This window comes from Halostella pelagica (assembly GCF_004762015.1).
Lineage (GTDB): Archaea > Halobacteriota > Halobacteria > Halobacteriales > Natronoarchaeaceae > Halostella > Halostella pelagica.
Map to the genome: position 1 here is coordinate 50,634 of NZ_SJES01000005.1, position 24,297 is coordinate 74,930.

Genomic DNA, 24,297 nt, shown 5'->3' on the forward strand with positions numbered 1-24,297 from the left:
CGGTGTCGGTTACCGGAAGTTTTTCGGTGATGTCGCGCCGGTCGTCCTACATGGTCTTACCGGAAGGGGTTGTGGTACCGCCGTTGCCGTATCTCGTGGGGTTGGGGATCGGGATTGTCGCTGTCGTAGCGCTTCTGTACGCCATTTCACCGCCAGTCACCGACTGGACGGTCGTCTCGTTCGCGCCGTGGATGGCGACGGGAGCGACGCTGCACGTCCTCTATCTACAGGAAACCTTCCCCGATGCGGTCAGACCGCTGTTCAGCGCAGGAGCGGTGTACGTCACGACTGCCATCGTCGCCGGACTCGTCTGGATCGTAGCGACGCTGTTGACGGCGGCCCGCCGGAACGCGTCGGTCGCACGGTACATCGGGACAGTCGGTACCGGCGTCGCCGTCACCTTCGTGATGTTCTCGTTGTACAAGGGAACGCAGACAGGAACGTTAGAGCCGTTCTGGCCGGTTATCGGCGGCGTACTGGCCGGCGTCATCGCCGCACTGGCCTGGTTGCTCCTGAGTTTCACCGTCACGGAAGCGGCCGCAGTGACCGGGATGAGCGGAGCGCTAGTCGTGTTCTCGCACTCGCTGGACGGGGTTTCGACCGCCATCGGCGTAGACGTTCTGGATGCCGGCGAGAAAACCCCCGCCTCGCAGGCCATACTCGACCTCGCGGCCCGGCTACCGGTTGCAGACAGCATCGGCGTCGGCTGGCTGTTCGTCCTCGTGAAGATAACGCTCGCGCTGCTCATCGTCTCGCTGTTCGAGGAGTACGTCCGCGAGCAACCGCGTCAGGCGAGAGTTCTCCTCGGCATCGTCGCCGCCGTCGGTATCGGCCCCGGCATACACAATCTTCTGCTGTTTACCATCGGGGCCTGATCCGGGACGCGTAAATATCAATTAATATATAATCGTCTGACAAAGTTATTTGTTCATCAACGTAGCCTCAGTGAATGAAGGAGCACCTCACAGGGGGATGGATTACTAATGAGCGGAAACTTATCGAATATACCGAGCGATAGTACAGACCGGAAGCGTGGTGGGGTCGGTACGACCCACCGATACGACGCCGACGAGGCGGAACCGCCGAGCGTCGCCGTCTCGCGCGCGCTCGCCGGAGCACGCGGGGAATCTCCGTGTTCGTCGACGCCGCAGTTGTACGAATACGTCGATCCGGACGCGCTGGACTCCCTGTTCGTCGAGTGGGGGTCGGCCGACTCGGCGACGACAGTCGACATGGAGATCGGTCGATACACCGTCGTCGTACGCGGCCGGGGCGAGGTGGTCGTCCGGGTCACTGGGCCCTGACGCTGTCGGCGGCGAAGCACACGCTTTTTCTCGGCGTCCGCCGAAGTCGACGTATGGCGAAACAGCCGCATCTACTGGTGGAACCGGGCGATCTGACCGACGTTGCGCTCCTCCCGGGTGACCCGGGGCGCGTAGACCGGATCGCCGGGCACTGCGACGACCACACTGTCGTCGCGGAGAACCGCGAGTACAAGGTGGTCAACGCGGAGTACGAAGGCCGGGAGCTGACGATCTGTTCGACCGGGATCGGGAGCCCGTCCGCCGCCATCGCTGCCGAGGAACTGGACGCGGTCGGCGTCGAGACGCTCATCCGCGTCGGGACGACCGGCGCGCTCCAGCGGGGCATCGACATCGGCGACATGGTCGTCGCGACCGGCGCGGCGAAAGACGAGGGGACGACGAAGCGCTACGAGGACGCCACGCTCCCCGCCGTCCCGGACTACGACGTGTTGACCGCGCTCGTCGACGGCGCGGAGGCGAACGGCGAAGACGTCCACGTCGGTCCCGTCGCCACCGACGACGCGTTCTACGCGGAGACCGACCAGTACGTCGAGAACTGGGAGGCCGCCGGCGTTCTCGCCGTCGAGATGGAGGCCGCGGCCCTCTTTACCCTCGCTCGCCGCAAGGGGATGCGCGCCGGCGCTATCTGTACCGTCGACGGGAACCTCGTCGAAGGGACTCAGAAGGGCGAGACGGACGAGGACGAACTCCCGTCGAAGGCGAAAAACAACGTCGAACGGGCGATCGATATCGCGCTCGACGCCACGACGACGCTCTGAGCGGCGGCCCCACCGCGCGTAAGGACGGCGTTTCCGGTCACTTCGACCTCCCGCTTTTGCCGCTCGCCGTGGCCAGCGATCAGTATGAACGCGAACCGCGGCTTTCTGCTCGGCCTCATCGCTGTACTCGGTGCGTTTGCGGCGCTACTCGTTCTCCCCTTCCTGCAGTTTCTACTGCTCGCTATCCTGCTCGTCTACATTCTCAACCCCGTTCACCGGCGGTATCTCGCCCCCTGGATCGGCGAAACGAAAAGCGCGTTCACGCTCATCACGCTGACGTCGCTGCTCGTTCTCCTGCCGCTGTTTTTCCTGTTCCAGTCCGTCTTCGGGCAGGCGCAGGCGCTGTACCGGGCCATTCGTGACGGCGACGTGACTGTGGCGCTTGTAGAGGATACGGTGGAGAACGCGGTGGGGGTACGGCTAGACCTCGAATCGATCTTCGGTAACGCCCCGCAGGAACTCGGCTCGACGGCGTTCAGCGAAGCGCTCGGCCTGTTCGACCTGGTGACCCACGTCGTGATCGGGTTCGGGATCACCGTGTTTCTCCTGTACTATCTCCTGAAAGACGGGGCCGAGTTCGTCGCGTGGCTGAAAGACGTCGTCCCGCTGCCGCCGGACGTGCAGGACGAACTGTTCGAGGAGATAGATAACGTCATGTGGGCGGTCCTCGCCGGACACGTGTTCGTCGCCGCCGTTCAGGGCGGGATCGCGGGGGTAGGGCTGTTCGTCACCGGCATTCCGAACGCCCTGTTCTGGACCGTCGTGATGATGGTGCTGGCGTTGCTGCCGGTCGTCGGCGCGTTCCTCGTCTGGGGTCCCGCCGCGGTCTTTCTGCTCAGCAACGGTGACGCCGCCGCCGCCGTCGGTCTGACGGTGTACGGAACGATCGTCGTCGGGATCACTGACGATTACCTCCGTCCCGTCGTCGTCGACCGGCGGGCCAACCTGAACCCGGCGGTCATCCTGTTCGGGATCGTAGGCGGCGTCTACGTGATCGGGGCGATGGGGATCTTCTTCGGACCGGTTCTCCTCGGTGCCCTGAAGGCCACGATAGACGTTTTCGACGAGCAGTACAACCGGTTCTGACGGATCAGCTACGGACCGTGGCGACTCTGACGGATCAGCTACGGACCGTGGCGACTCTGACGGATCAGCTACGGACCGTGGCGACTCTGACGGATCAGCTACGGACCGTGGCGACTCTGCCCCGCCGAGGACGTGTCTCTGACGGAACGCCTTTACCCGGGGGCCGTCACAGTTGCCGGCATGCGAGACGCGCTCTGGTCCCGGCTTCGCGCCGCTAAACGACGGCTACGTCGGGTCGAGCGTAGGGAGATACGGGAGTTCAGACGCTGGATAGAACACACTGAAAACTTCGTTCACGTCACTGCGATCTTCGTCGTTCCTCTGCTCATCGCGCTGGTGACGGCCGTCTCGAACGCCGTTCAGCAACTCTCCTTTCTCCTCTTTCCGCCGCTGGCGTCGGGAACGTACACGCTGTTTTCAGACCCGGAAGGGGAGTACGCGTCTCCCGGTCGGTTCGTCGTCGGCCTGACGACCGGCGCGGCGAGCGGGTGGGTGGCGCTCGAACTCGCTAGGCTCGTTCTGTCGGAACCTGCCGGTCAGTTCCGGGTCAGCGCGCCGGCCGCGGCGCTGGCTATCTTCCTCACCGGTCTCGTCACGTGGCTGCTCGACGTCGAGGAACCGTCGGCGTACGCCTGCGGCCTCCTCGTCTTGCTCATCGACGCCTCGCCGTTCGCGTACGTTGTCAGCGTCGCAACCTCGTCGGCGCTCGTCGCTCTGGTGTTCGTCGTCTGGCGGCACGAATTCTACGAGAACCGCGCCCGCTACCTCTACCGCTCGACCCGCGGTGACGACCACGTTCTCGTTCCGATGCACGGCGACTCCGCCGCAGCGACGGCCCGTCTCGGCGCGGAACTCGCCGCCGCACACGAGGCCGGGAAAGTGGTCCTGCTGGGGTTCGCCGACCGGACGACCGACGGCGGCGAGGGTCAAACGCCAACAGAGGACGAGGGCAACGAACTGGCGCACCGCCTCGAATCCCACGCGGCGAACGTCCGGACGACGGTCGGCGTCCCCTGCGAGGTGGTTGTCGCCGCAACGGAGGCCCGAGCGTCGGCGACGCTCCGGACTGCTCGGGAAGCGAACTGCGACCTCATCGTCTCGCCGTACGAGAAGGAGTACGGTCACCTCTCGGGGTACGTCAGATCGCTGTTCGGCGGTGACATCGACGTGATAGCCGCTCGCGTGGACGCCGACCAGCGACGCTGGCGCCGGGTTCTCGTCCCCGTTCGAAAAGCCGGCGGGGCGGCCCACGTGAAAGTCGAGTTCGCTCGACGGCTCGCGGGGCCGTCCGGAACGGTCGCAGTCGCGACCTGCATCGACGACGAACGCGAGCGACGCGCCGCGGAGGCGATGCTCGCGAACGTCGTCGAGGCGTTCGACGGGCCGTTCGAGACGCGGGTCGCAAGCGCCAGCATAGAGTCGTTTCTCGCGGCGAACGCGCCGCGGTACGACCTGACGATAATCGGGGCCAGCACCGACCGCTCGACCGCCTCCCGGTTCGTCTCCCCGCCGACGTTCGAACGGATCGACGACGTGGACGCCGCCGTCGCGGTCGTTCATCTGGCCTGACTCGCCGGTTCGCGGGTGGACGCCGTAATCGCGCGGTCAGTGCTCGTCGAGTAACTGGCTCGCGATGGCTTCCGTGTCGTCCTGGCCGAGCGCCGACTGAGCGAGCAGGTGGCTCCCGATGGCCGCCGGGCTGATCACGCTGTCGGCACCCGCACGGCGGAGTTTCTCGACGTTCTCGTCGTCCGTGGCCGCGGCGACGATCCGCACGTCGGGATGAAGCTGTCGGGCTGTCAGCACGCTCAGCGCGTCCTCGGCGTCGTTGTTCGTCGCGGCGACGACGGCGCGGGCGTCCGACAGCCGCGTGCGTTCGAGCGTCTCCTCGTCGCTCGGGTCCCCCGTGACGACGAGGAAGCCGCGTTCGCGGAGCGCTTCCAGGCGCTCCGACCGCGGGGCGATAACGACGAAATCCGTGTCGCTCGCGTCGAGTTCGTTGAGAAGCGGTTCCGTCAGTTCGCCGTACCCCAGGACGAGAACGTGGCCTTCGAGGAGTTCTAGCTGTGATTCTGTCATCTTTCCGAGTGCGCTTGTAAGCCGGGCTTCGATGGCGGGGCCGAGCAACGCGCCGAGCGCGATTGCGAACGTCGCCGTTCCGAGCGTGACGACGGATATCGAAAACAGCTTCGCGGTCTGTGAGGCCGCAGTCACGTCGCCGTACCCCACGGTGCTCGCGGTGACGATGGTGTAGTAGAACGCGTCGAGCGCCGTCGAGACGCCGTTGAAATCCTCGCGGAGCGCGTACGTTCCGGTCGTCCCGTACACCATCACGCTGGCGAGCGCGATACCCGCCGCGAGCTGCGAGGTCGACAGCGTTAGCCCCCTGTCGAACCGGCGGTAGTTGACGACAACGACCGGTAGCGCTGCTATCGAGAGAATGACCAGCGGAAACGACAGTTCGCTCGACTGGACGAGTCCCTGGCCGGCAGTCACGGGGAGCAAGACGACGGTGGAGTACCAGGCAGCGCGCAGTCCCCGCCGCAGACCGAGCGCGCTCGCAAGCATGAGAAACCCAGTGAGCGCGCCGGTGAATCCGGCGAGTCGCTGGACGGACGGCGGAACGTACTCGCCGATAGGGCCGAACACCGTCGTCGACGTGATGTTGGCGACACCGGTGACGACCGAGAGAACGGCCACCGCCATCACCAGCAACACCGTCATCCGCACTCCGAGACGGCCCCTACCTTCGACCATACCCATTACTCACGCCGGCCGCGCATAAATGCCGTCGGTATCCGTGTTAGTACCCGCCTCCGGCCCCAGTGACGGCCTCCGGTATGCCGGGAGCCAGTCGACACCGATTTAATAGTCGCTTCCCATGCACGTCTCATGCCAACGTTGCCGGTCGAGGTTCTTCTCGGCATCTATCTGGGGTTGCTCACCGGGATCTTCCCCGCTCTCGTCTCCGGCGGCCTCGGCTTCGTCTTCAAGTACTTCACCGGGGTTACGCTCCCCGGCCTCGGGGTCGTCGTCCTCGCCGTCGCGGTGGCGGGCGTCAACGGGGGGCTTCTCGGTCTCATTGACCCGACGATAAAGCAGTCGCCGCGGTTACTCGTCGCCGTCACCGTCGTGATGATGCTGTCGCTGTACGCCCACAGCCAGGGTGACAAACTCGGCACGACACTCCCGAAGCGGTTCTCGCTGCGGTCGTTCCGGCCCAACACGCTCTCGACGGACGTGGTCGAGTTCGTCGGCGGGATCGGACAGGTGACGATCACTCCGACCGGGCAGATCGACGACATGGAGGGGAACCCCCCGCTTCAGGCGGACGTTCGCGCGGCGATCCGCGAGGGGTCCTGGCAGTTCCCCGCGGACGTTCCGCTTGCGGAACTGGAGCGTCGGCTGACGGAGCGCCTCCAGTCCGAACACGACCTGGCCGACGCCGTCGTCTCGATTAACAGTCGGGGTCGAGCGACGATCAGCGCCGCACCGCCGTCGGGCGGCCTCTCGGCCCGGGTCCCCGCCGGCCACCGCGCCGTCTCGGTGAGCGCGCTCGTCCCGACGGGTATCGCTCGCGGTGACCGCGTTCGAGTCGTCACCGAGAACGGTGCCGTCGAGGGGACGGTACTCAGCGCGAGGTCGACCCCGGACGCCGAGTCGCCGGAGCCGACGGTCACGACGGACGGCGGTGCCGAAGCGGCCGCGGTCGCGGCGCGTCCCGTCGCCCCGACGACCACCGGCGGCGAGGGCAGGGTGACAGTCGCGGTCCGTAGAGAGGCGGCTTCGACCTTGCTCCGGGCGTCCCGGGGAGATGTCGTCGTCCTCGCCCGGGGCGTCCGCGGCGAGTACGAACTCGTTTCCCTACTCCGCGGGGCCGGTGCGCGTATCCGTCGGCTGACGGTCGCTTCGGACAGCGATCTCGTGGGACGAACGCTCGGCGAAGCCGACGTCCGGGAAACGGACGGCGTCGCCGTGCTGGCCGTCAAACGCGGGACGGACCAGGCGGCCGACGCGTCCGAACGGTGGCAGTTCTCGCCCGACGCGACGGTGTCGCTCGCCGCGGGCGACGAACTGTATGCCGTCGGGACGAGCGAAGCGCTGGACCGGTTGGGAGGGACCCCTCGATGATCCCGCCGGTCGAGACGCTGGTTTCGGCGGGCACTCGCATTCTCGTGTTCTCGGTGCTAGCCGGTAGCGTAGCCGCGACGACGGCGTTCGCCTACCGCTGGTACGGCCACCAACAGGTCCCCGAGGGCCTGGCCGTACTGCTCGGCCTCTCGGTCGTCGGGGGGTGGCTCAACACCGACGCCGCGCTCCAGGAGGCGATAGTCGGCCGGTCTGACCTGCTCGACCCGGAGGTGGCCGTGTTCACCATCGCGGCGTTCGTCGCCGGCGGCGTCGCGTCCGACCTCGGCAGGCGAGGTGGCGACCGACTGGCGACGGACTCGCTGTCGGTCTCCGGGGCGCGGAACATAGACGCAGAGGTGAGCCAACTCGTCAGGACCGCCGGCCGCGTCGTCCGCGTCGAACTTCCGGAGGACGTAGCGGACATCGACGGGTACGACCCGGTTCCCGACGAGACGAAAACCGACATCGCCGGATCGACGTTCCTGTTCCCCAGGCGGCTGACGGTCACGGAGCTGCAGGACCGCATCCGAACCCGCCTGACCGACGACTACGGCGTCGGTCACGTCGACCTGGCCGTCACCGCCGACGGCACAGTCAACTACCTCGCGCTCGGCAGTCGCGCCGCCGGGCTCGGGCCGACGCTCACGCCGGGAACTGCCGCCGTCGCCGTCCGCGCCGATCCCGCATTCAGCGCCTCGCCCGGGGACGCCGTGCAGGTGTATCGCGACGGCGAGGCGCCCGCTCGCGTGGCGACCGCCGAACTCCGGGCCGCCGTCGGCGACGTCGCGACGCTCGCCGTCGGCGAAGCTGAGGCGACGAAGTTCGACGCGGACGAGGCCTACCGGCTCGTCACGCTCCCGGCGTCGACGTCGGAGGGCCGCGAGTTCGCGTCGCTGTTGCGGGCCGCGGACGAGACGATGGGCGTGGTGTCGGTGCGCGAGGAGAGTGCTCTCGTGGGACAGCCGATCGGGGCGCTCTCCGTCAGCATCGTCGCGGTGAAACCGGCTACCGGCGAGGTCGTCGTCGTCCCCGATCGCACCCGGCTCCTCGCCGCCGGTGACGCGGTGTACACGGTCGCACACCCGGGAGACCTCCGCCGGTTCGAGGCCGCCGCCGGATCGCCGGATGCGGAAATTACTTCCTAACGCGCCGGTCAACCACGGGTATGGAGTGGAAGCTCTTCGCCGATCTCGCGGAGCGTGCCGGGGGGAAACACGTCCCCGTCGAAGACGACGCCGACACCGTGGGCGAGGCGCTCGACGCGCTTCTCGCGGAGAACCCGGCGTTAGAAGAGCGCGTGCTCGCCGACGACGGCGACCTGCGCGACCACATCAACGTGCTCCGGAACGGCACTAACGTGCTGGTCGAGGGCGACGGCCTCAACGAGGAACTGGAAGCGGGCGACGAACTCGCGCTGTTCCCCCCGGTCAGCGGCGGGTAACGACGGAGATCGCTCGGAGCATCGCCGCGTCCAGTGCTGCCACCGTCGTCAGCGGTCAGTCACCGCTACCGTAGTCCGCGGTCAGGTCCGCGGCCATCACGAAGTCCGGGTCGTCAGACACCGCGGTCCGGGTCGCGGCGACGTCGCTGACGTACCGGGCGGTTTCGGGGATCAGGACGCGCGTCCGGTCGACGCCGAGTTCCCCCGCGTCGCGCCGTATCGCGGCGAACAGCGCGCGAGCGGCGGGAACGTCGTCCCACGCACCGACGCCGTATTCGGCCCAGCGTTCGGTTTCGCCCTGCTCGTTCTCCCGTTCGTAGTCGCGGACGCGGAAGGCCATCGCTCGAGTTCCGTCGTTCTGGACGGCGAACACCGCATTCTCTTCCGCGGCGCGCCGGAGAACCTCGCGGGTGAGTTCCTGCGTCGCCCACGTTTCCTCGGGCGAGAGTACCAGTCCTCGCAGGTGTTCGCGGGCGTCGCTGTCGGCCCAGTACGACCAGGCGGCGTCGGGGCTGGCCGTTACGGAAACATCTGAGTCGCCGGTAGCAGTCGCCTCGGGGTCCGCGTTCCCGTCCGGTTCGGGGAGCGCCCACCGAAACTCCGTCGCGGGCGAGAACCCGGCGGCGCGGGAGTGGCCGAGGCCAGCGACGTTCCACGAGAACACCATGTTACGCGCGACGACGGCTCCCCCCTCGCGGCCCCAGTCGAACAGTTCCCAGGTGACGGCATCGGCGATCCCCTCGCCCCGGTGGTCGGGTGCGATCCGCATGCCCTGACACCAGATCTCGTGGTCCGACAGGCGGACGGCCTGGGCGATGCCGACGACGGTGCCGTCGACTTCGGCGACGAACGTGCGCTGTCGGTCGCCGCCGTCTGGTCCCTCGATCCAGTCGTGGTAGATGTCGGGGATGTAATCGCTCCCGTCGCGGTCGCTCCAGGTGTCCCGGGTGAACGAAACCACGTCGTCGTAGTCCTCGGCGGTCGCCGGGCGGAGACGGATTCCCTCCGACGACGCGTTCGCGTCGTTCACTCCCATGGAACCGAGCGCTCCGTGAGTTCGCCTTCGAGCGGTTCTCGCATCGTCGTCTCCGGGTCGGACGTGTTCGCGAGCGCCCACATCAGTTTCACCTTCGCGGTACCCGGCAAGGTGTCACCGGCCTCGACGACGCCCGCCTCCAGCAGGTCGCGCCCGGTGTCGTACACGCGGTCGCACACCCGCCCTTCGAGACACTGGCTGGTCATGACGACCGTCGTCCCACCGTCGACCAGTTTCTCGATCCGCGGGACGAGGTCAGTGTGGACGTGGCCGAGGCCGGTCCCCTCGATCACGAGGCCGGACTTCCCCTCGGCGACGTCGAGGTACGCGGGGTCCATTCCGGGCGTGAACTTGAGGTGTTCGACGTCGGGGTCGAGGTCCGGTGCGAGCGAGAGGTCGGCCGACCCGCGTTCGCGGTACTCGCGCCGGAACGACACCTCTCGGGACTCGTAGTCGACGCGGCCCAGCGGTTTCGCGCCGACAGTCTCGAAGGCGTCGCGGCGCGAGGTGTGGTTCTTCCGGACGCGAGTGCCGCGGTGGAGCGCGCAGGCGTCGTCGCTCTCGCTCTCGTGCATGCAGACCATCACCTCCGCGGCGTCGCCTTTCGCGGCCTCGACGGCACAGACGGCGTTCATCACGTTGTCGCTGGACGGCCGGTCCGCCGAGCGCTGACTGCCCGTGAAGACGACCGGAACGGGTGTGTCGAGCATGAACGAGAGCGCCGACGCGGTGAACTGCATCGTGTCGGTCCCGTGCATGACCACGACGCCGTCCGCGCCCGCCTCTATCTCCTCGTGGACTGCCTCGGCGAGTTCCCGCCACACGTCCGGCGTCATGTTCTCCGAGAGGATGTTGGCGACGACCCGGCCGCGGTAGTTCGCCATGCCGGCCAGGTCCGGCACCGCCCGGAGAACGTCCTCGGCGTCGAACTGCGCCGTCACGGCCCCGGTACGGTAGTCGACTGTCGACGCGATGGTGCCGCCGGTGCTGATAAGCGAGATCGTAGGCAGGTCCTCGTCGAATTCGACGCCGGAGGACTCCGCCGCGTCCTCGTCCTCGATGTCGTACACGTCGGATTCGAGAACCTCAACTTCCGCGCCCTCGCGGTCGACGCCGACGTTGTATCCGCCGTCGAGTTTGACGACGAGGTGGTCCGCCGTCGTGGACGGGAGCAACACGCCCTCGTGGGTCTGGTCCGCGCGTTCGACGCGGACGCGGTCGCCTGCGTTCATCTTGCCTGTGGTTCGTTCCGCGGCACTTCAAGCGTTGCGTTCTGGTCGGCGACTCGGTTGGGAGCGGGGGACTGATCTCGGCCGAGTGATCGATTGCGTTCTCGGAGCGTTTAAGCCCCGGGCGGCGCTTTCTACCGGACATGAGCTTCGACGCGGTCGCTCACGCGACGGGAGCCGAGTTCCGGCCGGTGTCAGTCCGCATCGCAGTCGCGGTGTTGGCCGGGTTCGGCGCGGCCGCGATCGCGAACATGTTGATGAGCGTGCTCCCTGAGGGGGAGGTTCCGCCGCGGGTGACCCTCATTGCTCTCTGGCCGGGCGTCCCCCGGAACGCCGTCCCCGCCGCGACCCATACCGTCCAGTACCTCGGCGGGATCGCAGCTGCGGTCGGGATCGAACTGGTTCTGGTCGCCATCGACGGCGTCCGAACGACGCACGTTCTCTTCCTCGGTTGGGTGGCGGTCTCCCGACTCGCGGTGGCGTTTCTCGCCGCCGCCGCTATCTGGGTTCTGTTCGTCACCCTGGCGTTACCGCAGGTCGGTCCGGACCTGCTGAGCGAGTACGACCGGCGAGAGGGGGGGATCCGTCGAGACTGGTCAGTCTCAGCGCTCGTCTACGCCGCGGCCGTCTCGGCGCTCGTCCCCGCCCTGTACGTTCTCTTGCCGGTGTAGCGGCGTTCGTTTTCCGATCCGGCCCGAGGGAAAATTCCTTGCCGGTCGGGACACAACGTAATCCCATGAGCGAACGCACGGACCAGATATCCCGGTCGAGCGAGGAAGTCAGCGTCGACGAATCGCTCGGCGACACCTTCGAATCCGACGGACTCCGTACGGGGGCGACTGGTTCGGACGAGGAAGAAGGGGGGCTAGAACAGTGGTTCTCGCCGCAGGCGTTTCTCCTCTCCGCGATACTGCTTACCGTCGGTCTCGTCGGCGGCGGAACGGCGATACCCCTGTTCGGCAGGCCGGCCGGGATGCTTCTGGTCGCCTTCGCGTTCGGCCTGGCGAGCGGCGAGCGGCGGTACGGAGAGGTCGGCCTGGCGGGCGTCGTAGTCGGCGGCCTGGCGTCCCTGCTCCGGAACGCGGTTCTGACCATCGCGGGGGTCGGTCTCCCGCTCGTCGCCGTCAGTGCCGTCGTCGGCGGCCTGGCGGCGGTGGTGGGCCTCTATTTCGGCCGCGACCTCCGCGACGGCCTGACTCGCGACATCTAAGCCAGCGTCCACTCGTCGTTCGTCCGTCGCACCAGGCCGCTCTCGGCCATCGCCGCGAGCGTCTCCTCGACGAGTTCCGGCGGCGCGTCGACCTCCTCGCCGATTTCGGTGACAGTCAGCGGTCCGTTGCCGAGACAGCGCAGGATATCCGCCGAAAGTCGACTGTTCACGTCGTCGTCGGTGACCTCAGCGATGCGGTCCAGAAGGTCGGTCATCCGGCCCTGCACCCACCGCTGGGCCAGCGAGAGTTCGTTCTCCAGGTCTTCGAGGCGCGATAGCTCCGCCGCGAGGTCTTCCGGGTCATCGACATCGTCGCCGTCGTCCGCATCGTCGCTCGCCGACTCCGATCGCGCGTCAATAGAGAGATACCGGCAGGTGGTGATATCGAGGCTCTTGCTCGCGGGGTAGGCGCTTTTCGTTCCGAACCCGTACGGCGAGACGTTCACCTCGAGACGGAGGTTCCGGGCGATGTGAAAGTACTTCCGCCGCTGGTCGTCGGTGTGGCTCTCGACAAGGCCCGCCTCCTCCAGTTTCCGCAAGTGTTCGATGACCGCCTTGGGACTGACGGCGAGATACTCGCTTATCTCGGTCACGTAGCAGGGCTTGCGCGACAGCAATCGAAGGATACGCCTGCGGTTTTCGTTTCCGAGCAGGTCGAGCAGTGCGGCAGAATCCATTCAGTGAAACGTTGGCGACGAGCGTTCAAAAGGATGACTGCTCACACCGCCAGTCGGCCGCCGTTTCCGGCGTTGTCGCTTTCACCGGCGTTTCCGTTATTGTCGTTTTCGCCTTCGTTTCCGGAATTGTCGTTTCCCTTATCGGCTCCGCCGTTGTCGTTTTTCCCTGCATTGCCGGAGTTATCGCTTTCGTCACTGTCGTTTTCCCCTGCATTGCCGGCCGTATCGTTTCCCTCGTCGTTTCTGGAATCGTCGGCCTCTCCGGGGTTGTCAGTTTCCTCGTCGGCCTTGCTGTCGTCGTCGGTCCCGTCCTCAGCGCTCGCGTCATCGCTGTCTTCGTCGTCGGCGTTCGTGTCGTCGGACGAGTCTTGACCGTTGCCGCGGTCCTCCGGCGGACCCGCGCTGTCGTTTCCAGTACCCCCGTTACGGTCACCCGGTGGATCCGCACTGCCGTTTCCGCCGTCCGCGCCGCGGTCAGCCGGCGGACCTGCACTCCCGTTCTCATTGTCCGCGCCGCGGTCCTCCGGCGGACCCGCGCTGTCGCTTCCGTTTCTCTCGCTCCGGTCATCCGACGAATCCGCAGTGTCGTTTCCGCTGTCCGCGCCGCGGTCCTCTGGCGGTCCTCTCTCGACGTGGTCGGGGACGACAGCTAACTGTCCGGCCAGCGCGGAAACCTCCTCGCCGCTGAGGTTCGAAGCGTTCGTCCGGATCTCTTCGAGGGCTGTCGCGTTTACTCCGGTCTCCTCTGCCAACGGTTCGGTCCGGTTCGCCGCCTGTTCGAGCGACTGAATGTCACTGACGATACGGCTCAATTGCGCCTGATATTCGACCCGGCTCATGTTCTCTCTGTTTTCCTGCAGGCGCTGTTTGCGCTCCCGGAGGTCGGCCATTTCGGCCTGGAGGTCGTCGGTTCGGTTTCGGACCAGCAGTTCCCGTTCGTCGGCCGTTCCGTTCTCGTACGCGGCATCGAACATCCCGTCCTCGACCGCACCGTCGGTATCTGACGCGCTCGACTGCATGAACGCGGATATCTCCGCGCCCATCGAACTGTTTGTCGCGTTATCCGCAACTGCCGCCCCGGGGCCGGCGGCCGCCGTATTCACTGCGGCCCCGGCTACTGGCCCTGCGAGTGCGAGCAGTCCGGCGACACAGAGGAGAGCGACCGCCGACGAACGGAACTCGTTCATTACTACGAAACTATAGGTCACAGGTTAAAAACCCGAACTTTCGTTTGATCCGTTCAATGGCCGGTAAAGACTATTCAGGACAGCTATTTAGCGTTCAAAAACGCTTCTAAAGCCGTATTCGACGTTTCGGACGACACGTGTCTATTGGTCGGACGGATTCGGGTGTTGCCGGGTCCGACGGGTGACCGGATCCGGATAGCGTCGGAAACGCGGGGCTGCTCGCTGGCACGTCCGGTCACCAACTGCCTTCGAACTGCGCGACTGCGAACTCAAACGCGACGACGTGACTGATTGCACGTCCGCATAAACGCTGTGGCGAAGGCTTATCTCCGGCGAGGTATGATATGTAATAGCATAGCATGTTCGAGGAGTTCTCCAGCGGCTACTACTTCGGACGGCTCTACGTCGAGCCGGTCGACGGGGACCGTGCGCTCATGCAGCGGGCACAGCACGAACACGTCAACGAGCAACTGTACGCGACTGGCGAGGGCGTCGAGCGCCTCGACACACCGCTCGTGATGAAACTCGACAACCGACACTTCCCGGTACACGGCGAGGAAGGCGTCCCGTCCGACACGCTCGCCGTGCCCGAGGACCTCCTCGACGACGGTGTTCGAAACCCGCCGTCGCTCCGCGAGGTGCTGCTCGCGAAGGCCGACCGCGCATCGCAACTACTCCGCCTCTCCGGGAGCACTGATCCGCCCGCCGGGACCTGATACTGTCGGCTGTCACTTCGGACAGAGAATCGGACTCCAGGGGTCAGGGATTACAGCCGACAGTATGAGGCCGCGTGGCGAGCGGCGGTGAACGCGGACGAGGGGCGGAACCTAAAAGTGGCCGCGCCGCGGCCACACTCTTGATGCTCGACGAGTTGCTGGGCCGGGCGGAACTGAAAGACCGCATCAACGAGTTAGAGGAGGAAAAGACGCATCTCGAACGGCGACTCGAAGCGGAGTCCGACCGCAAGGCTGACGCCGTGACCGCCCGTCAGAACGCCGAAGAGCGCGTCAATCGCCTCGAAGACCGGATCGCGGAACTCGAAGACCGGGTCGACCGCGCGGGCGACGACGACGGTGGGTCGCTCGACTTTCGCGGCGTCAGCGATCTTCGTGGCGACCGTCTGGCCGCCGTGATCGACAGGCTAGAGAGCGTCGAGACCGGCCCCGAAGGAGCGCTGACCGCGATGGTCGACGACGGAGTACCGGAGGCTGTCCGCGACGCGTTCGGCGACCGCGCAGCGCTGCTCGACCGGGCGAGACCCTGTCTCGTCGTCGCTGACGACGCCGGCCTCGTCGAGGCCGCGCTCGTCCCGCCGGTCGCACCAGACCCCTTCGTCACCTGGGACGACGGGTTTCGGGTCGACCGGCGATGGTTTCTGCCGACCGGATCGTTCGCGCTCGCAGTTGTCCGGGCCGACCTGTTCGCACTCGGCGAGTACGAGGGCCGCGAACGCGTCGCGACGACGACGTTCGAGAGCGACGTGAAGGCGAAACACTCGAAAGGGGGCTTCTCGCAGGGGCGGTTCGAGCGCGTGCGCGACGGGCAGATAGCGGACCACGTCGAGCGGTGCCGGGAGGCTATCGCCGACCGCGAGTCTGACCGACTGATCCTCGTCGGCGAACACACCGTGTTCGACGACGTGGACGTCGACGCGACGGCGACCGCCGCCGTCGACGCGACGGGCGACCCCGAGGACGCGCTGGACGAAGCGTTCTACGACTTCTGGACGACAACGCTGTACCGGGTTTGAACGCTGAGCAGCGGCGACGGGCGGCGTTTTCGCTGTTCGTGCCGGACGCCGTACCGACTCCGAGATAGTGGCCAAGTCTATCCATCCCCGAAGTAATACGGCCAATGACTCGTACGAGAGCCCCAAAGAGCGGTTTGCGAACGCTATCCGTTTATCCGCCAGGGGTTAGAGCAGGGAGAGCGCTGTCTGTCGCCGACGAGAACTCTAGGGACGACGTACTGTCGGGACCGGTCCGCCGTCCCGCCGAGCACGTTCGTTGGCGCCAGCGGTCAGTATAAATTCCCCCCCGAGCAATGTTCCCCTATGCGAATCGCCATTCTTGCACACGAGCGGTTTCCCGACCGCGCCAAGACGGGGCTGGGCGTCCTGCGGTACGGTGACGACGACGTTCGAGCGGTGATAGACCGGGACCGGGCCGGTCAGCGCGTGAGCGACCACGTGGGGGACGTACAGGACGCTCCGATCGTCGCGTCGATGGACGACGTCGGCGAGGTAGATGCCCTTCTCATCGGTATCGCGCCGATAGGCGGCGAGTTCGAGGCATCCTGGCGGCCCGACGTCCGGGCGGCGCTAGAGCGCGGGTGCGACGTCATCTCCGGCCTCCACTACTTCCTCTCGGAGGACGAGGAGTTCGCACGGCTCGCCGCGGAGAACGGGTGCGACCTCCGGGACGTCCGCAAGCCGCCGGACGACCTGACCGTCGCCGACGGTGTCGCCGCCGACGTGGACGCGGAGATCGTCCTCACCGTCGGTACCGACTGCTCGGTGGGGAAGATGACGGCGACGATGGAACTGGTCGAGGCCGCGCGGGAGGCGGGCCACGACGCCGCGGTGATCCCGACGGGCCAGACCGGTATCATGATCGAGGGATGGGGGAATCCGATAGACCGCGTGGTAAGCGACTTCACGGCCGGTGCCGTCGAGGAGATGATAGTCGAGAAAGGGGACGAACACGACTACCTCTTCGTCGAAGGCCAGGGGAGCATCGTTCACCCCGCGTATTCGGCAGTCACTTGCGGGATACTCCACGGGTCGATGCCCGACCGCATGGTGCTGTGTCACCGCGCCGGCCGCGACGCGATCCACGGCTACGAGTCGTTCCCCCTGCCGCCGTTTCAGTCGTACGTCGACCTCTACGAAGAACTGGCTGCGCCCGTTCACGAGTCCGAAGTGGTCGCCGGCGCGGTGAACACGATGGACGTCGAAAGCGACGACGCCGCCCGCGCCGCAATCGACGAGTTCTCGACCGCACTCGGGCTTCCGGCGACGGATCTGGTGCGGTTCGACCGCGACGACCTGCTGGAGGCGGTACTGTGACCCTCTCCGCGTCGTTCGAGCGACTGGAGCTGCCGCTCGAAACCCCGTTTACCATCGCTCGGGGCACTCAGACCACCTCCGAGAACGTGGTCGTCCGAATCGAGGACGACGCGGGCGCGGTCGGCGTCGGCGGTGCGGCACCCTCGACACATTACGGCGAGACGGCCGACACCGTCGCGGCCGTCCTTCCGGACCTGCTGGCCGTCGTGGAGGACGTCGGGGACCCGACCCAGCGAGAGCGGATCGAACGCCGAATGCGCGAGGCGGTCCGCGACAATCCCGCGGCCCGGTGTGCGGTGAGCATCGCACTCCACGACCTCGCGGCGAAGCGCGCCGACCAACCGCTCTACCGCTACTGGGGGCTCGACCCCGAGAGGACGGTCGAAACGTCGTTCACTATCGGTCTGGACGAGGTCGACCGAATGCGCGAGAAGACCGCGGACGCGGTCGACCGCGGATACGGCGTCCTGAAGGTCAAACTCGGCACCGACCGGGACGAGGCCGTCATCGACGCCGTCCGGTCGGCGGCGCCCGAGGCCCGGATACGGGTCGACGCGAACGAGGCGTGGACGCCCCGCGAGGCGGTCCGAAAGACGGAACTCCTGGCCGAGTACGGTGTGGAGTTCGTCGAGCAGCCCGTTCCCGCGGAGAACACTGAGGGACTGCGCTTCGTCTACGAGCGGTCGTCGCTGCCGATCGCCGCCGACGAGTCCTGCGTGACGCTCGACGACGTGCCGCGGGTCGCCGACCGGACCGACATCGTCACGATCAAACTCATGAAATGCGGCGGACTGCGCGAAGCGCGACGGATGATACACACGGCTCGCGCCCACGGGCTGGAGGTGATGCTCGGCTGTATGATCGAGAGTAACGCGTCCATCGCTGCGGGTGCTCACCTCGCGCCGCTACTCGACTACGCGGACCTCGATGGGTCGCTCTTGCTCGACCGCGATCCGTACGACGGGGTGTCGATGCCCGACGGTAGGATAGATCTGTCGGCGCTCGAACGGCCGGGGACCGGTGCCCGACGGACCTGAACTCTCTCCCAAGACCTACGACTTCTCCGACGGTCCGCGGACGCGAACCTCGTCCTCCGACAGTTCGACCTCACATCCGGCGAACTGAAATCGGACGCGGACTGTCCCGGCCGCCGCGAGCCGGTCGAGCGCTTCCGGTTCGACGGTGTCGTACAGCGGGGGCAGATCCGTCATCTCACAGCCGACGGCCGTCTTCACGGCGGAGACGACGGCGGTGGCCATCGACTCGTAGTCCGCGGGGTCGCGTGTATGTAGCGTCTCAGTGCTCTCGTTTAGCCGAAGTGAGGCGTCGCTCGCGTCACCGTTTTCGTATGGTCCGTCGGACATCGTGCCACCGTATCTATCCACGGAGTGCAGGTAGTGACTGCCTGTGAGTATTCACGACCTTTTTAAGTCGACCGCGGATCGTCGACGAGAACACGTTCGATGAGGTTCGCGTTCCCTCGTCGCAACCGCGACGACAGCGCGTTCGAGGAGATGTCTAGGTCGTCCGCTACTTCGGCGAGTGTCGCGTTCCGGGGTACGGCAAAGTAGCCGGCCCGGTAGGCGGCCACCAGAGCGGTTCGCTGCTCCTCCGTTACCCCGTGTTCGTGGGTGTCTCCGAGGTCGTCGGGGTGGTAGAGGCGTTCGACGGTGAACGACAGCCCAGCGGTCCGGCACCCGTCGTGAAACGTCGAGAGGCTGTCCTCGTCCGGGAACAGTATCCGGACCTGCCACGTGTCGTTCGCCACGGCTTTCAGCACGGTCGCCTCGGACCGAGCGAGTACCTCGACTATCCCGTGGTCCTCTGCGTGCCAGTCGACCCGGTAGAGTCGGTCGCTCCCGTCTGACTCCAACTGTTCAGGGTTCCGCGCGGTATCGTCCTCGCGGAGGGCGGCGTCGAAGGCGTCGAGGTCGTCGCTGTGTACCCAGAAGTAGGGGGTCACGCGGTTCTCGGTCGCTGCCGCGACGCGTTCGATCTCAACTGTCGCGTCCGGCACCGCGGCGAGCGTGTGCGCCAGGATGAACTCCTCCGGAGGGATAGCCAACTCCGCGATGCTGCTCATAGTGGCGAAACTACGCGCAGCGAGAAATACACTGGCGGCTGTTACCGTTCGGGCGTGGTTCGGTGTTCTTCCCATCCCGTCCTCGAACCGGAACGTGCCAGTATCAGCTTTTGTCTCGCTCGCAAACGCTGGACCAGAAGCCGCTATCTCAACCCTTGAACCCCTCTTCGAACCGGAACGTTCCGTTTCGCTGGACGACTTCACCGTCGACCTCGATCCGGGAGTTCTCGCTCATGTCGACGAGCATGTCCACATGCATCGCGCTCTCGTTAAACTCGCGGTCGTCGGGAACGCACTCCTCCAATGCGTTCCCAAGCGCGATGTGGACGGTGTCGCCCATCTTCTCGTCGAACAGCATGTTGTAGGTAAACTCGTCGATGCCGCGGTTCATCCCGATCCCGAGTTCGCCAACCCGACGCGCGCCGTCGTCGGTTTCGAGGACGCTCGCCAGCACGGCCTCGTTCTGATCCGCGGAATGAGACACAACTTCACCGCCTTCGAAGGTAAGGTGGGCGTCCCGTATCTCTCGACCGTTACGGATCAGCGGCATATCGAACCTCACCTCGCCCTCGACCGAATCCGGAACCGGAGAGGTAAACGCCTCGCCGCCCGGGAGGTTTCGCTTCGCGTAATCGTTGCTCGCCCGCATCCCGTCGACGCTCATCCGGAGATCCGTCCCGTCACCGCTTACGATCCGCACCTCCTCCGCGGGGTCGAGGACCGCTACCATCTGGTCCTGAAACTCGCGCTGGGCCTCCCAGTCCCTGTTGACGGCCTCGTAGACGAAGTCGGTCCACGCGGCGGTGCTCATCTCGGCTTTCTGCGCGTCGGCGGCCGTCGGATACTGCGTAATGACCCACCGCTTGTCGAGACGCTCTTGGAGGATGGGCTGTCGCGCTCGGCCCGCGGCGGCCGACTTCTCCGGGTCGATGTCGCTCGACTCCGCCGAGTTCGCCGAGCCCGTCACCATGATCACCACGTCCGTCTCCTCCATCGCCGCGAGTCGGTGGTCCTTGGTCTCGAAGTCTTCTACGTCCATTTCTCGTGCGTACGCGGAACCGGCGCGGCTGTTGCTCCACGATGTCACCGGCCGCGCGCCGCGATCGCCGAGTTGCTCGTAGAGCGCCACGACGAGGTCGTCTGCCTCCGCCGGTGCCCGGACGAGAACGTTGTCGCCGGCCTCAATGTCCGTACAGTGGTCTACGAGGATCTCCGCGTGTCTCCGAATACGGTCGTCCATGTACGTGACTGACTCGCGGCCATCGTAAACACCTGATCCATGCGCGGTGAAAGTGAAGCGGAGACGGTGATGTCGAGATGAGCGCGTTAGCGGGGATTCAAACCACCCCGGACGTTCCCCTCTCCGGTCGTGACTGCGTCTGGTCTAGTTCAAATCCCTCGGCGAGTTTACTGCTCACGAGGGTGAGAACCCACGCTACGCGGTGCTCAGCGGAGTAGTTCGCAGCGAAAATGCGCTGGCGGGGATTTGAACCCCGGTTGTGACCATGGCAAGGTCACGTGATACCACTACACTACCAGCGCCCTGTATACGGAATCATGTGTCGGGGGCTTATAAATGTAGCCAACTCGACCGAGCAGCACCCGGGAATCGAACGCTCGAAATATGGCAGCCAGTGACAGTCATCGCACATTCGACCGCCTGCTGTCGGGCGATCACTGCGTGAACTGTTTCACTGGCTACGAGAGACGTTCCGGTGGATCGCGTCCCATCTCGACGATGTTACTCCCCGAACGCGAGCGTTTCGCTGACGCGGCGCGGTCCGTATCGCTCCCGCGCCGGATGCGCGGCGGTCGCCTCGCGGACGGTCCTCGCGAGTTCGTCGACATCCGTCGTACGCTCTCTCCCCGTCGCGCGGTTAGTGACCTGTAACGTCTCCCCATTCCGCTCTCGGTCGCCGACGACGGCGACGTGTGGTACTCGCTCGTCGTCCGCCCGGGCGAGGCGGTCGCCGACCGGAGCGTCGCGGTCGTCCACGTCGGCCCGAACCCCGGCGTCGGTCAGTCTGTCGACGGCATCGTCGCAGGTTCCGAGGTGGTCGCCATCGACGGGGATCAACCGGACCTGCGTGGGAGCGAGCCAGGTCGGCAGTTCCGACCCCTCGCGTTCCGGGCCGGACAGCACCGCCCGGAGGGCATCGTCAAGCGGGCCCGTCGGCGAACAGTGAAGCAGCGTCGGCGTCCGCGTCCGAGAGCCATCGGAGAACTCGACGCCGAACCTCGCCGCCGTCTCCCTGTCGAGTCGGACGGTCCCGGTTTCGATGGACCGACCGCCGGCGTCCGTCGCGACGAGATCGAGCCTCGCGGACCAGCACCCCGGCCGGTCCGGTACCACCTCGACGAGCGTCGGGCCGTCACCGTCCGCGGCCAGCGTCTCGACCCACTCCTCGTGACCCGCGTGGAACTCCTCGGTCACTCGGAGAACCGACACCGCCGCCGTCTCCAGTGCGGCGTTCGCTTCCCGAACGAGGGCCGCCTGCCGGCGGAACGCCTCGCGTGCCTCCCCCGTGTCCGCGACGGCGGTGTGCATCTCGGGCACGACGTCGACACTGCGGTGGTGGTCCCTCGAACCCGGCGCGTTCCAGGCGTCGCCCGACTCGTAGAGCCGGACCGGCAGGTCCGACGCATCGAGATCCGCCGTCGCGAGGAGCGAGCAGTGACCGAGACAGTGTGCCGGCCGCAGGAACAGGTGACGCTTCCCGGAATCGACCCGGCCGCCGCGACCGCCGAACGCCGCCGCGTGAGCGCGTACCGCCTCCGCGTCGAGGTCGTAGGCCCGGGGAGTTTCGACGGGGAGGCCGCCGAACTCCCGCACGAGGTCGTCCGCGTACGCGGTCAGACGGTCCCGGACGAACGCCCCTCGCGGCAACCAGGTCCGCCCAGCGCCCGGCCCCGAATCCGCGGCGAGTCCCGCCTGGGACAGCGTTTCGGCGTCGGACTGCCCCTCGTCGGCGGCGGGGCCGGCGTTCGGCCGTTCGCCCGTCACCTCGGCGGCGACGACGCGCCGAAGCGCCGCGCCGAGATCGGCGTTCGTCGCTGTCGGGTCGCGTCGCTCCCCGTCCGGCGTGATCAGGCACCACTCGCTCGCCGACCGCTCCCGGTCCGCGCCGCGATCCGGGTCGACTGTCCGGACACCAGTCGACAGCGGGTGCCCTTTGCAGGACACCTCGAACGACGCGTGCCACCCGACCGGAGCGCGCAACACGTCGTACTCGCCGTCGAGGGCCGCCTCGACCCGACCGAGAACAGTCGCTGTGGTCGTCGTGTCGGCGCGGTCGTCGCTCAGGAGCGGACACGGGTACAGCGCGATGCGATCCGTGTTGAGACTGTCCGCGAGATCCCCGAGTTCCCTCTTCGCCGCCGCGACCGCGGCGTCCACGTCGCTTCCGTCGAGCGGTTCGACGGCGACGAACGCCGTCACACAGTCCTCCAGTTCCCCCGAAGCCGGTACGGTACCGCGTTTCGCGTCGCCGTTCGGTCCCGTCTCCTTTGCCTCTTCAGCCGCTTCGTCCGCTTTCGCGGTAGCCTCGAACGCGATTCGGTCCGAGTGGACGAACAGCACGCGCATAGCTCCACATTCCGAGCGGGCGGCAAAAGGGTGCCGTCGTCCGGGCGAGGGCGGCGGTCACCGGCCGTCATCGAGTTCCTTCGAGAGTGCGGTCTGGGACAGTCTGGACGAACGTGACCGCCGTGACGATAACGGTGCTCATCGAACTACGCTCCGCGGCGGAAGACGAACAACACCGTCGACTCCCCCAGTGTGACCGTCTCGTCGAGTTTCCAGCCGTCGGTCGCCTTCTCGTTGAGCAGTTCCTCGAACCGGCGGCTGTCTATCTCACTGGGATAGATCGACACGTCTTCGACTCTGTACTCGTAGCGCTGCTCGCTCATACCGTGAGCGTCCACGGGAACGGGAATAATCCCCGGGCACTCCGTCCGGTCCGACGCTGTCCGGCGCTCGTTCAACGTATATCTGTCTGCTCGTCGTACCCCGGTCCGTGGCAGACGAACCGGCGGATACGATGCGGGGCCGCGGGAGCGATAGCCGGGTGCGCCTGTGGATCCTGCTCGACGCGAACCGGGGAGTGTTGGTCGTCGCGATGGCGGCAGTACTGTTCGCCGTGCTAGTGGTTCTCGGCACGCTCGACGCCACGCCGCTGCGGGCGACGATGCGAGGGACCGACCCGACCGACACGGTCTTTCAGGCGCTCATTACTTCGATAATCACCGGCGTGACGCTGGTGGTCACGATCAACCAGCTCGTCCTTTCCGCGGAACTCGGTCCGCTCGGGACTCAGCGCTCGCGGATGTCGAGTTCGATGGAGTTCCGTGCGGACACGGATGACCTGTTCGGCGATGTCAGCCCGCCGGATCCGGCGGCGTTTCTCAGTGCCCTCGTCGCGACGTCGGCCGACCGGGCCGAGACGCTGCGAGAACGGACCCTCAGTTCGGATGACCCGGAGCTACGCAATGCAGTCGAGGAGTACACCGACAACCTCGTAGACCACGCCCGCACTGTCACCGATCAGTTAGACGGTGTCGAGTTCGGCACCTACGACGTACTTGAGGCGGCGCTGAACTACAATTACAGTTGGAAAATATTCCGGGTACGGCAGATCCGCCACGATCACATGGACGATCTCTCGGACGAACAGCGTCAGGCGTTCGACGACCTCATCCGTGTGTTGACGTTCTTCGGCCCCGCCCGAGAACACTTCAAGACGCTTTACTTCCGCTGGGAGTTAGTCGATCTCTCGCGGGCGATGATCTACACGTCGATCCCGGCGCTCGGCGTCTCCATCGTCTCGCTCCTGTTTCTGGACGCTTCGTCGTTCCCCGGGGCGACGTTAGGAGTAGATAACGTCCTGTTGCTCGTCTGTCTGGGCGTCACGGCCGCCGTCGTCCCGTTCCTCGTCCTGGTCGCCTACATCCTGCGGATCGCCACTATCGCGAAGCGGACGCTCGCTATCGGCCCGTTCATCCTCCGCGAGAGCGAACGGTCCGGCGGAAACGGCGACTGACCCGTCATAGCGACTGTTGTACGTCAGT

At 66.3% G+C, this 24,297-nt stretch carries 25 protein-coding genes and 1 tRNA gene; 15 read left to right on the forward strand and 11 right to left on the reverse strand.

Annotated elements, in window-relative coordinates; translation table 11 throughout:
- The first annotated feature begins 50 nt into the window (after positions 1–50).
- The 5 genes from EYW42_RS12725 (at position 51) to EYW42_RS12745 (ending at position 4,738) form a co-directional block, all read left to right on the forward strand.
- Positions 51–875 carry a DUF63 family protein gene (locus tag EYW42_RS12725; RefSeq protein WP_135535673.1) on the forward strand — a complete coding sequence of 275 codons (825 nt, stop codon included), beginning with the start codon at positions 51–53 and terminating at the stop codon, positions 873–875.
- A gap of 108 nt (positions 876–983) precedes the next feature.
- A complete protein-coding gene (locus tag EYW42_RS12730) occupies positions 984–1,304 on the forward strand; it encodes a HalOD1 output domain-containing protein (protein WP_135535674.1) in 321 nt (106 codons plus the stop codon).
- Positions 1,305–1,357: 53 nt separating this feature from the next.
- Positions 1,358–2,083: a nucleoside phosphorylase gene (locus EYW42_RS12735; protein WP_135535675.1), complete on the forward strand. Its 726-nt coding sequence runs from the start codon at positions 1,358–1,360 to the stop codon at positions 2,081–2,083.
- Between the two features lie 84 nt (positions 2,084–2,167).
- Positions 2,168–3,169, forward strand: coding sequence for an AI-2E family transporter (locus tag EYW42_RS12740; RefSeq protein ID WP_135535676.1), 1,002 nt, complete (start codon positions 2,168–2,170; stop codon positions 3,167–3,169).
- A 180-nt stretch (positions 3,170–3,349) separates the two neighbouring features.
- Positions 3,350–4,738: a universal stress protein gene (locus EYW42_RS12745; RefSeq protein ID WP_135535677.1), complete on the forward strand. Its 1,389-nt coding sequence runs from the start codon at positions 3,350–3,352 to the stop codon at positions 4,736–4,738.
- Positions 4,739–4,774: 36 nt separating this feature from the next.
- Here the strand turns inward: EYW42_RS12745 and EYW42_RS12750 are convergent, their stop codons facing one another.
- Positions 4,775–5,926: an NAD-binding protein gene (locus EYW42_RS12750; RefSeq protein WP_135535678.1), complete on the reverse strand. Its 1,152-nt coding sequence runs from the start codon at positions 5,924–5,926 to the stop codon at positions 4,775–4,777.
- A gap of 135 nt (positions 5,927–6,061) precedes the next feature.
- On the opposite strand from EYW42_RS12750, the gene EYW42_RS12755 reads away from it, so the two are divergent.
- From EYW42_RS12755 to EYW42_RS12765, 3 genes are read left to right on the forward strand one after another with little or no spacing between them, the layout of a single operon-like run.
- Positions 6,062–7,300 carry a potassium channel family protein gene (locus tag EYW42_RS12755; protein ID WP_135535679.1) on the forward strand — a complete coding sequence of 413 codons (1,239 nt, stop codon included), beginning with the start codon at positions 6,062–6,064 and terminating at the stop codon, positions 7,298–7,300.
- Positions 7,297–8,445 carry a potassium transporter TrkA gene (locus tag EYW42_RS12760; RefSeq protein ID WP_135535680.1) on the forward strand — a complete coding sequence of 383 codons (1,149 nt, stop codon included), beginning with the start codon at positions 7,297–7,299 and terminating at the stop codon, positions 8,443–8,445. Before EYW42_RS12755 ends, EYW42_RS12760 begins: the two co-directional genes overlap by 4 nt.
- A gap of 20 nt (positions 8,446–8,465) precedes the next feature.
- Positions 8,466–8,741: a ubiquitin-like small modifier protein 1 gene (locus EYW42_RS12765; RefSeq protein ID WP_135535681.1), complete on the forward strand. Its 276-nt coding sequence runs from the start codon at positions 8,466–8,468 to the stop codon at positions 8,739–8,741.
- Between the two features lie 55 nt (positions 8,742–8,796).
- Here the strand turns inward: EYW42_RS12765 and EYW42_RS12770 are convergent, their stop codons facing one another.
- Positions 8,797–9,777: a GNAT family N-acetyltransferase gene (locus EYW42_RS12770; RefSeq protein ID WP_135535682.1), complete on the reverse strand. Its 981-nt coding sequence runs from the start codon at positions 9,775–9,777 to the stop codon at positions 8,797–8,799.
- On the reverse strand, positions 9,768–11,009 hold the full coding sequence (gene gatD / locus EYW42_RS12775) for a Glu-tRNA(Gln) amidotransferase subunit GatD (RefSeq protein WP_135535683.1): 1,242 nt from the start codon (positions 11,007–11,009) through the stop codon (positions 9,768–9,770). The genes EYW42_RS12770 and gatD overlap by 10 nt, the downstream gene beginning before the upstream one ends.
- A gap of 140 nt (positions 11,010–11,149) precedes the next feature.
- Between gatD and EYW42_RS12780 the strand changes: the two genes are divergently transcribed.
- Together EYW42_RS12780 and EYW42_RS12785 are read left to right on the forward strand one after the other, a co-directional pair.
- Positions 11,150–11,677 carry a hypothetical protein gene (locus tag EYW42_RS12780; protein WP_135535684.1) on the forward strand — a complete coding sequence of 176 codons (528 nt, stop codon included), beginning with the start codon at positions 11,150–11,152 and terminating at the stop codon, positions 11,675–11,677.
- Positions 11,678–11,742: 65 nt separating this feature from the next.
- The gene (locus EYW42_RS12785) at positions 11,743–12,216 is read left to right on the forward strand and encodes a DUF456 domain-containing protein (RefSeq protein ID WP_135535685.1); all 474 of its coding nucleotides are present in this window, start codon (positions 11,743–11,745) and stop codon (positions 12,214–12,216) included.
- Here EYW42_RS12785 and EYW42_RS12790 read toward each other — a convergent pair.
- Both EYW42_RS12790 and EYW42_RS12795 read right to left on the reverse strand, forming a co-directional pair.
- A complete protein-coding gene (locus EYW42_RS12790) occupies positions 12,213–12,893 on the reverse strand; it encodes an ArsR family transcriptional regulator (RefSeq protein WP_135535686.1) in 681 nt (226 codons plus the stop codon). The two genes, EYW42_RS12785 and EYW42_RS12790, sit on opposite strands and share 4 nt — an antisense overlap.
- A gap of 41 nt (positions 12,894–12,934) precedes the next feature.
- Positions 12,935–14,080 (reverse strand): hypothetical protein, encoded by a 1,146-nt coding sequence (locus tag EYW42_RS12795; protein WP_135535687.1) that lies wholly within the window; start codon positions 14,078–14,080, stop codon positions 12,935–12,937.
- Positions 14,081–14,439: 359 nt separating this feature from the next.
- Between EYW42_RS12795 and EYW42_RS12800 the strand changes: the two genes are divergently transcribed.
- From EYW42_RS12800 to EYW42_RS12815, 4 genes are all read left to right on the forward strand, one after another.
- The gene (locus EYW42_RS12800; RefSeq protein WP_135535688.1) at positions 14,440–14,796 is read left to right on the forward strand and encodes a DUF5802 family protein; all 357 of its coding nucleotides are present in this window, start codon (positions 14,440–14,442) and stop codon (positions 14,794–14,796) included.
- Positions 14,797–14,939: 143 nt separating this feature from the next.
- Complete coding sequence (locus tag EYW42_RS12805; protein WP_135535689.1) at positions 14,940–15,830, forward strand: Vms1/Ankzf1 family peptidyl-tRNA hydrolase; 891 nt, start codon at positions 14,940–14,942, stop codon at positions 15,828–15,830.
- 303 nt (positions 15,831–16,133) lie between these two features.
- Complete coding sequence (locus tag EYW42_RS12810) at positions 16,134–17,147, forward strand: DUF1611 domain-containing protein (protein ID WP_135535690.1); 1,014 nt, start codon at positions 16,134–16,136, stop codon at positions 17,145–17,147.
- Positions 17,144–18,184: a dipeptide epimerase gene (locus EYW42_RS12815; RefSeq protein ID WP_135535691.1), complete on the forward strand. Its 1,041-nt coding sequence runs from the start codon at positions 17,144–17,146 to the stop codon at positions 18,182–18,184. The genes EYW42_RS12810 and EYW42_RS12815 overlap by 4 nt, the downstream gene beginning before the upstream one ends.
- Before the next feature lie 15 nt (positions 18,185–18,199).
- Here the strand turns inward: EYW42_RS12815 and EYW42_RS12820 are convergent, their stop codons facing one another.
- From EYW42_RS12820 to EYW42_RS19500, 6 genes are all read right to left on the reverse strand, one after another.
- The gene (locus tag EYW42_RS12820; protein WP_135535692.1) at positions 18,200–18,511 is read right to left on the reverse strand and encodes a HalOD1 output domain-containing protein; all 312 of its coding nucleotides are present in this window, start codon (positions 18,509–18,511) and stop codon (positions 18,200–18,202) included.
- 62 nt (positions 18,512–18,573) lie between these two features.
- Complete coding sequence (locus tag EYW42_RS12825) at positions 18,574–19,230, reverse strand: helix-turn-helix domain-containing protein (protein ID WP_161972946.1); 657 nt, start codon at positions 19,228–19,230, stop codon at positions 18,574–18,576.
- Positions 19,231–19,378: 148 nt separating this feature from the next.
- A complete protein-coding gene (locus EYW42_RS12830) occupies positions 19,379–20,470 on the reverse strand; it encodes an aminopeptidase (RefSeq protein ID WP_135535694.1) in 1,092 nt (363 codons plus the stop codon).
- 231 nt (positions 20,471–20,701) lie between these two features.
- Positions 20,702–20,772: transfer RNA gene (locus tag EYW42_RS12835), tRNA-Gly, on the reverse strand.
- Between the two features lie 199 nt (positions 20,773–20,971).
- A complete protein-coding gene (locus EYW42_RS12840; RefSeq protein ID WP_135535695.1) occupies positions 20,972–22,816 on the reverse strand; it encodes a threonyl-tRNA synthetase editing domain-containing protein in 1,845 nt (614 codons plus the stop codon).
- Positions 22,817–22,962: 146 nt separating this feature from the next.
- Positions 22,963–23,139 carry a hypothetical protein gene (locus EYW42_RS19500; protein WP_161972947.1) on the reverse strand — a complete coding sequence of 59 codons (177 nt, stop codon included), beginning with the start codon at positions 23,137–23,139 and terminating at the stop codon, positions 22,963–22,965.
- A gap of 107 nt (positions 23,140–23,246) precedes the next feature.
- Between EYW42_RS19500 and EYW42_RS12845 the strand changes: the two genes are divergently transcribed.
- On the forward strand, positions 23,247–24,269 hold the full coding sequence (locus EYW42_RS12845; RefSeq protein WP_237561327.1) for a hypothetical protein: 1,023 nt from the start codon (positions 23,247–23,249) through the stop codon (positions 24,267–24,269).
- Positions 24,270–24,297 lie beyond the last annotated feature (28 nt).

Bases quoted from the DNA above. Each gene is read 5' to 3' on its own strand.
- EYW42_RS12725 (WP_135535673.1), top strand. From the start codon at position 51: ATGGTCTTACCGGAAGGGGTTGTGGTACCGCCGTTGCCGTATCTCGTG.
- EYW42_RS12730 (WP_135535674.1), top strand. From the start codon at position 984: ATGAGCGGAAACTTATCGAATATACCGAGCGATAGTACAGACCGGAAG.
- EYW42_RS12735 (WP_135535675.1), top strand. From the start codon at position 1,358: ATGGCGAAACAGCCGCATCTACTGGTGGAACCGGGCGATCTGACCGAC.
- EYW42_RS12740 (WP_135535676.1), top strand. From the start codon at position 2,168: ATGAACGCGAACCGCGGCTTTCTGCTCGGCCTCATCGCTGTACTCGGT.
- EYW42_RS12745 (WP_135535677.1), top strand. From the start codon at position 3,350: ATGCGAGACGCGCTCTGGTCCCGGCTTCGCGCCGCTAAACGACGGCTA.
- EYW42_RS12750 (WP_135535678.1), bottom strand. From the start codon at position 5,926: ATGGTCGAAGGTAGGGGCCGTCTCGGAGTGCGGATGACGGTGTTGCTG.
- EYW42_RS12755 (WP_135535679.1), top strand. From the start codon at position 6,062: ATGCCAACGTTGCCGGTCGAGGTTCTTCTCGGCATCTATCTGGGGTTG.
- EYW42_RS12760 (WP_135535680.1), top strand. From the start codon at position 7,297: ATGATCCCGCCGGTCGAGACGCTGGTTTCGGCGGGCACTCGCATTCTC.
- EYW42_RS12765 (WP_135535681.1), top strand. From the start codon at position 8,466: ATGGAGTGGAAGCTCTTCGCCGATCTCGCGGAGCGTGCCGGGGGGAAA.
- EYW42_RS12770 (WP_135535682.1), bottom strand. From the start codon at position 9,777: ATGGGAGTGAACGACGCGAACGCGTCGTCGGAGGGAATCCGTCTCCGC.
- gatD (WP_135535683.1), bottom strand. From the start codon at position 11,009: ATGAACGCAGGCGACCGCGTCCGCGTCGAACGCGCGGACCAGACCCAC.
- EYW42_RS12780 (WP_135535684.1), top strand. From the start codon at position 11,150: ATGAGCTTCGACGCGGTCGCTCACGCGACGGGAGCCGAGTTCCGGCCG.
- EYW42_RS12785 (WP_135535685.1), top strand. From the start codon at position 11,743: ATGAGCGAACGCACGGACCAGATATCCCGGTCGAGCGAGGAAGTCAGC.
- EYW42_RS12790 (WP_135535686.1), bottom strand. From the start codon at position 12,893: ATGGATTCTGCCGCACTGCTCGACCTGCTCGGAAACGAAAACCGCAGG.
- EYW42_RS12795 (WP_135535687.1), bottom strand. From the start codon at position 14,080: ATGAACGAGTTCCGTTCGTCGGCGGTCGCTCTCCTCTGTGTCGCCGGA.
- EYW42_RS12800 (WP_135535688.1), top strand. From the start codon at position 14,440: ATGTTCGAGGAGTTCTCCAGCGGCTACTACTTCGGACGGCTCTACGTC.
- EYW42_RS12805 (WP_135535689.1), top strand. From the start codon at position 14,940: ATGCTCGACGAGTTGCTGGGCCGGGCGGAACTGAAAGACCGCATCAAC.
- EYW42_RS12810 (WP_135535690.1), top strand. From the start codon at position 16,134: ATGCGAATCGCCATTCTTGCACACGAGCGGTTTCCCGACCGCGCCAAG.
- EYW42_RS12820 (WP_135535692.1), bottom strand. From the start codon at position 18,511: ATGTCCGACGGACCATACGAAAACGGTGACGCGAGCGACGCCTCACTT.
- EYW42_RS12825 (WP_161972946.1), bottom strand. From the start codon at position 19,230: ATGAGCAGCATCGCGGAGTTGGCTATCCCTCCGGAGGAGTTCATCCTG.
- EYW42_RS12830 (WP_135535694.1), bottom strand. From the start codon at position 20,470: ATGGACGACCGTATTCGGAGACACGCGGAGATCCTCGTAGACCACTGT.
- EYW42_RS12840 (WP_135535695.1), bottom strand. From the start codon at position 22,816: ATGCGCGTGCTGTTCGTCCACTCGGACCGAATCGCGTTCGAGGCTACC.
- EYW42_RS19500 (WP_161972947.1), bottom strand. From the start codon at position 23,139: ATGAGCGAGCAGCGCTACGAGTACAGAGTCGAAGACGTGTCGATCTAT.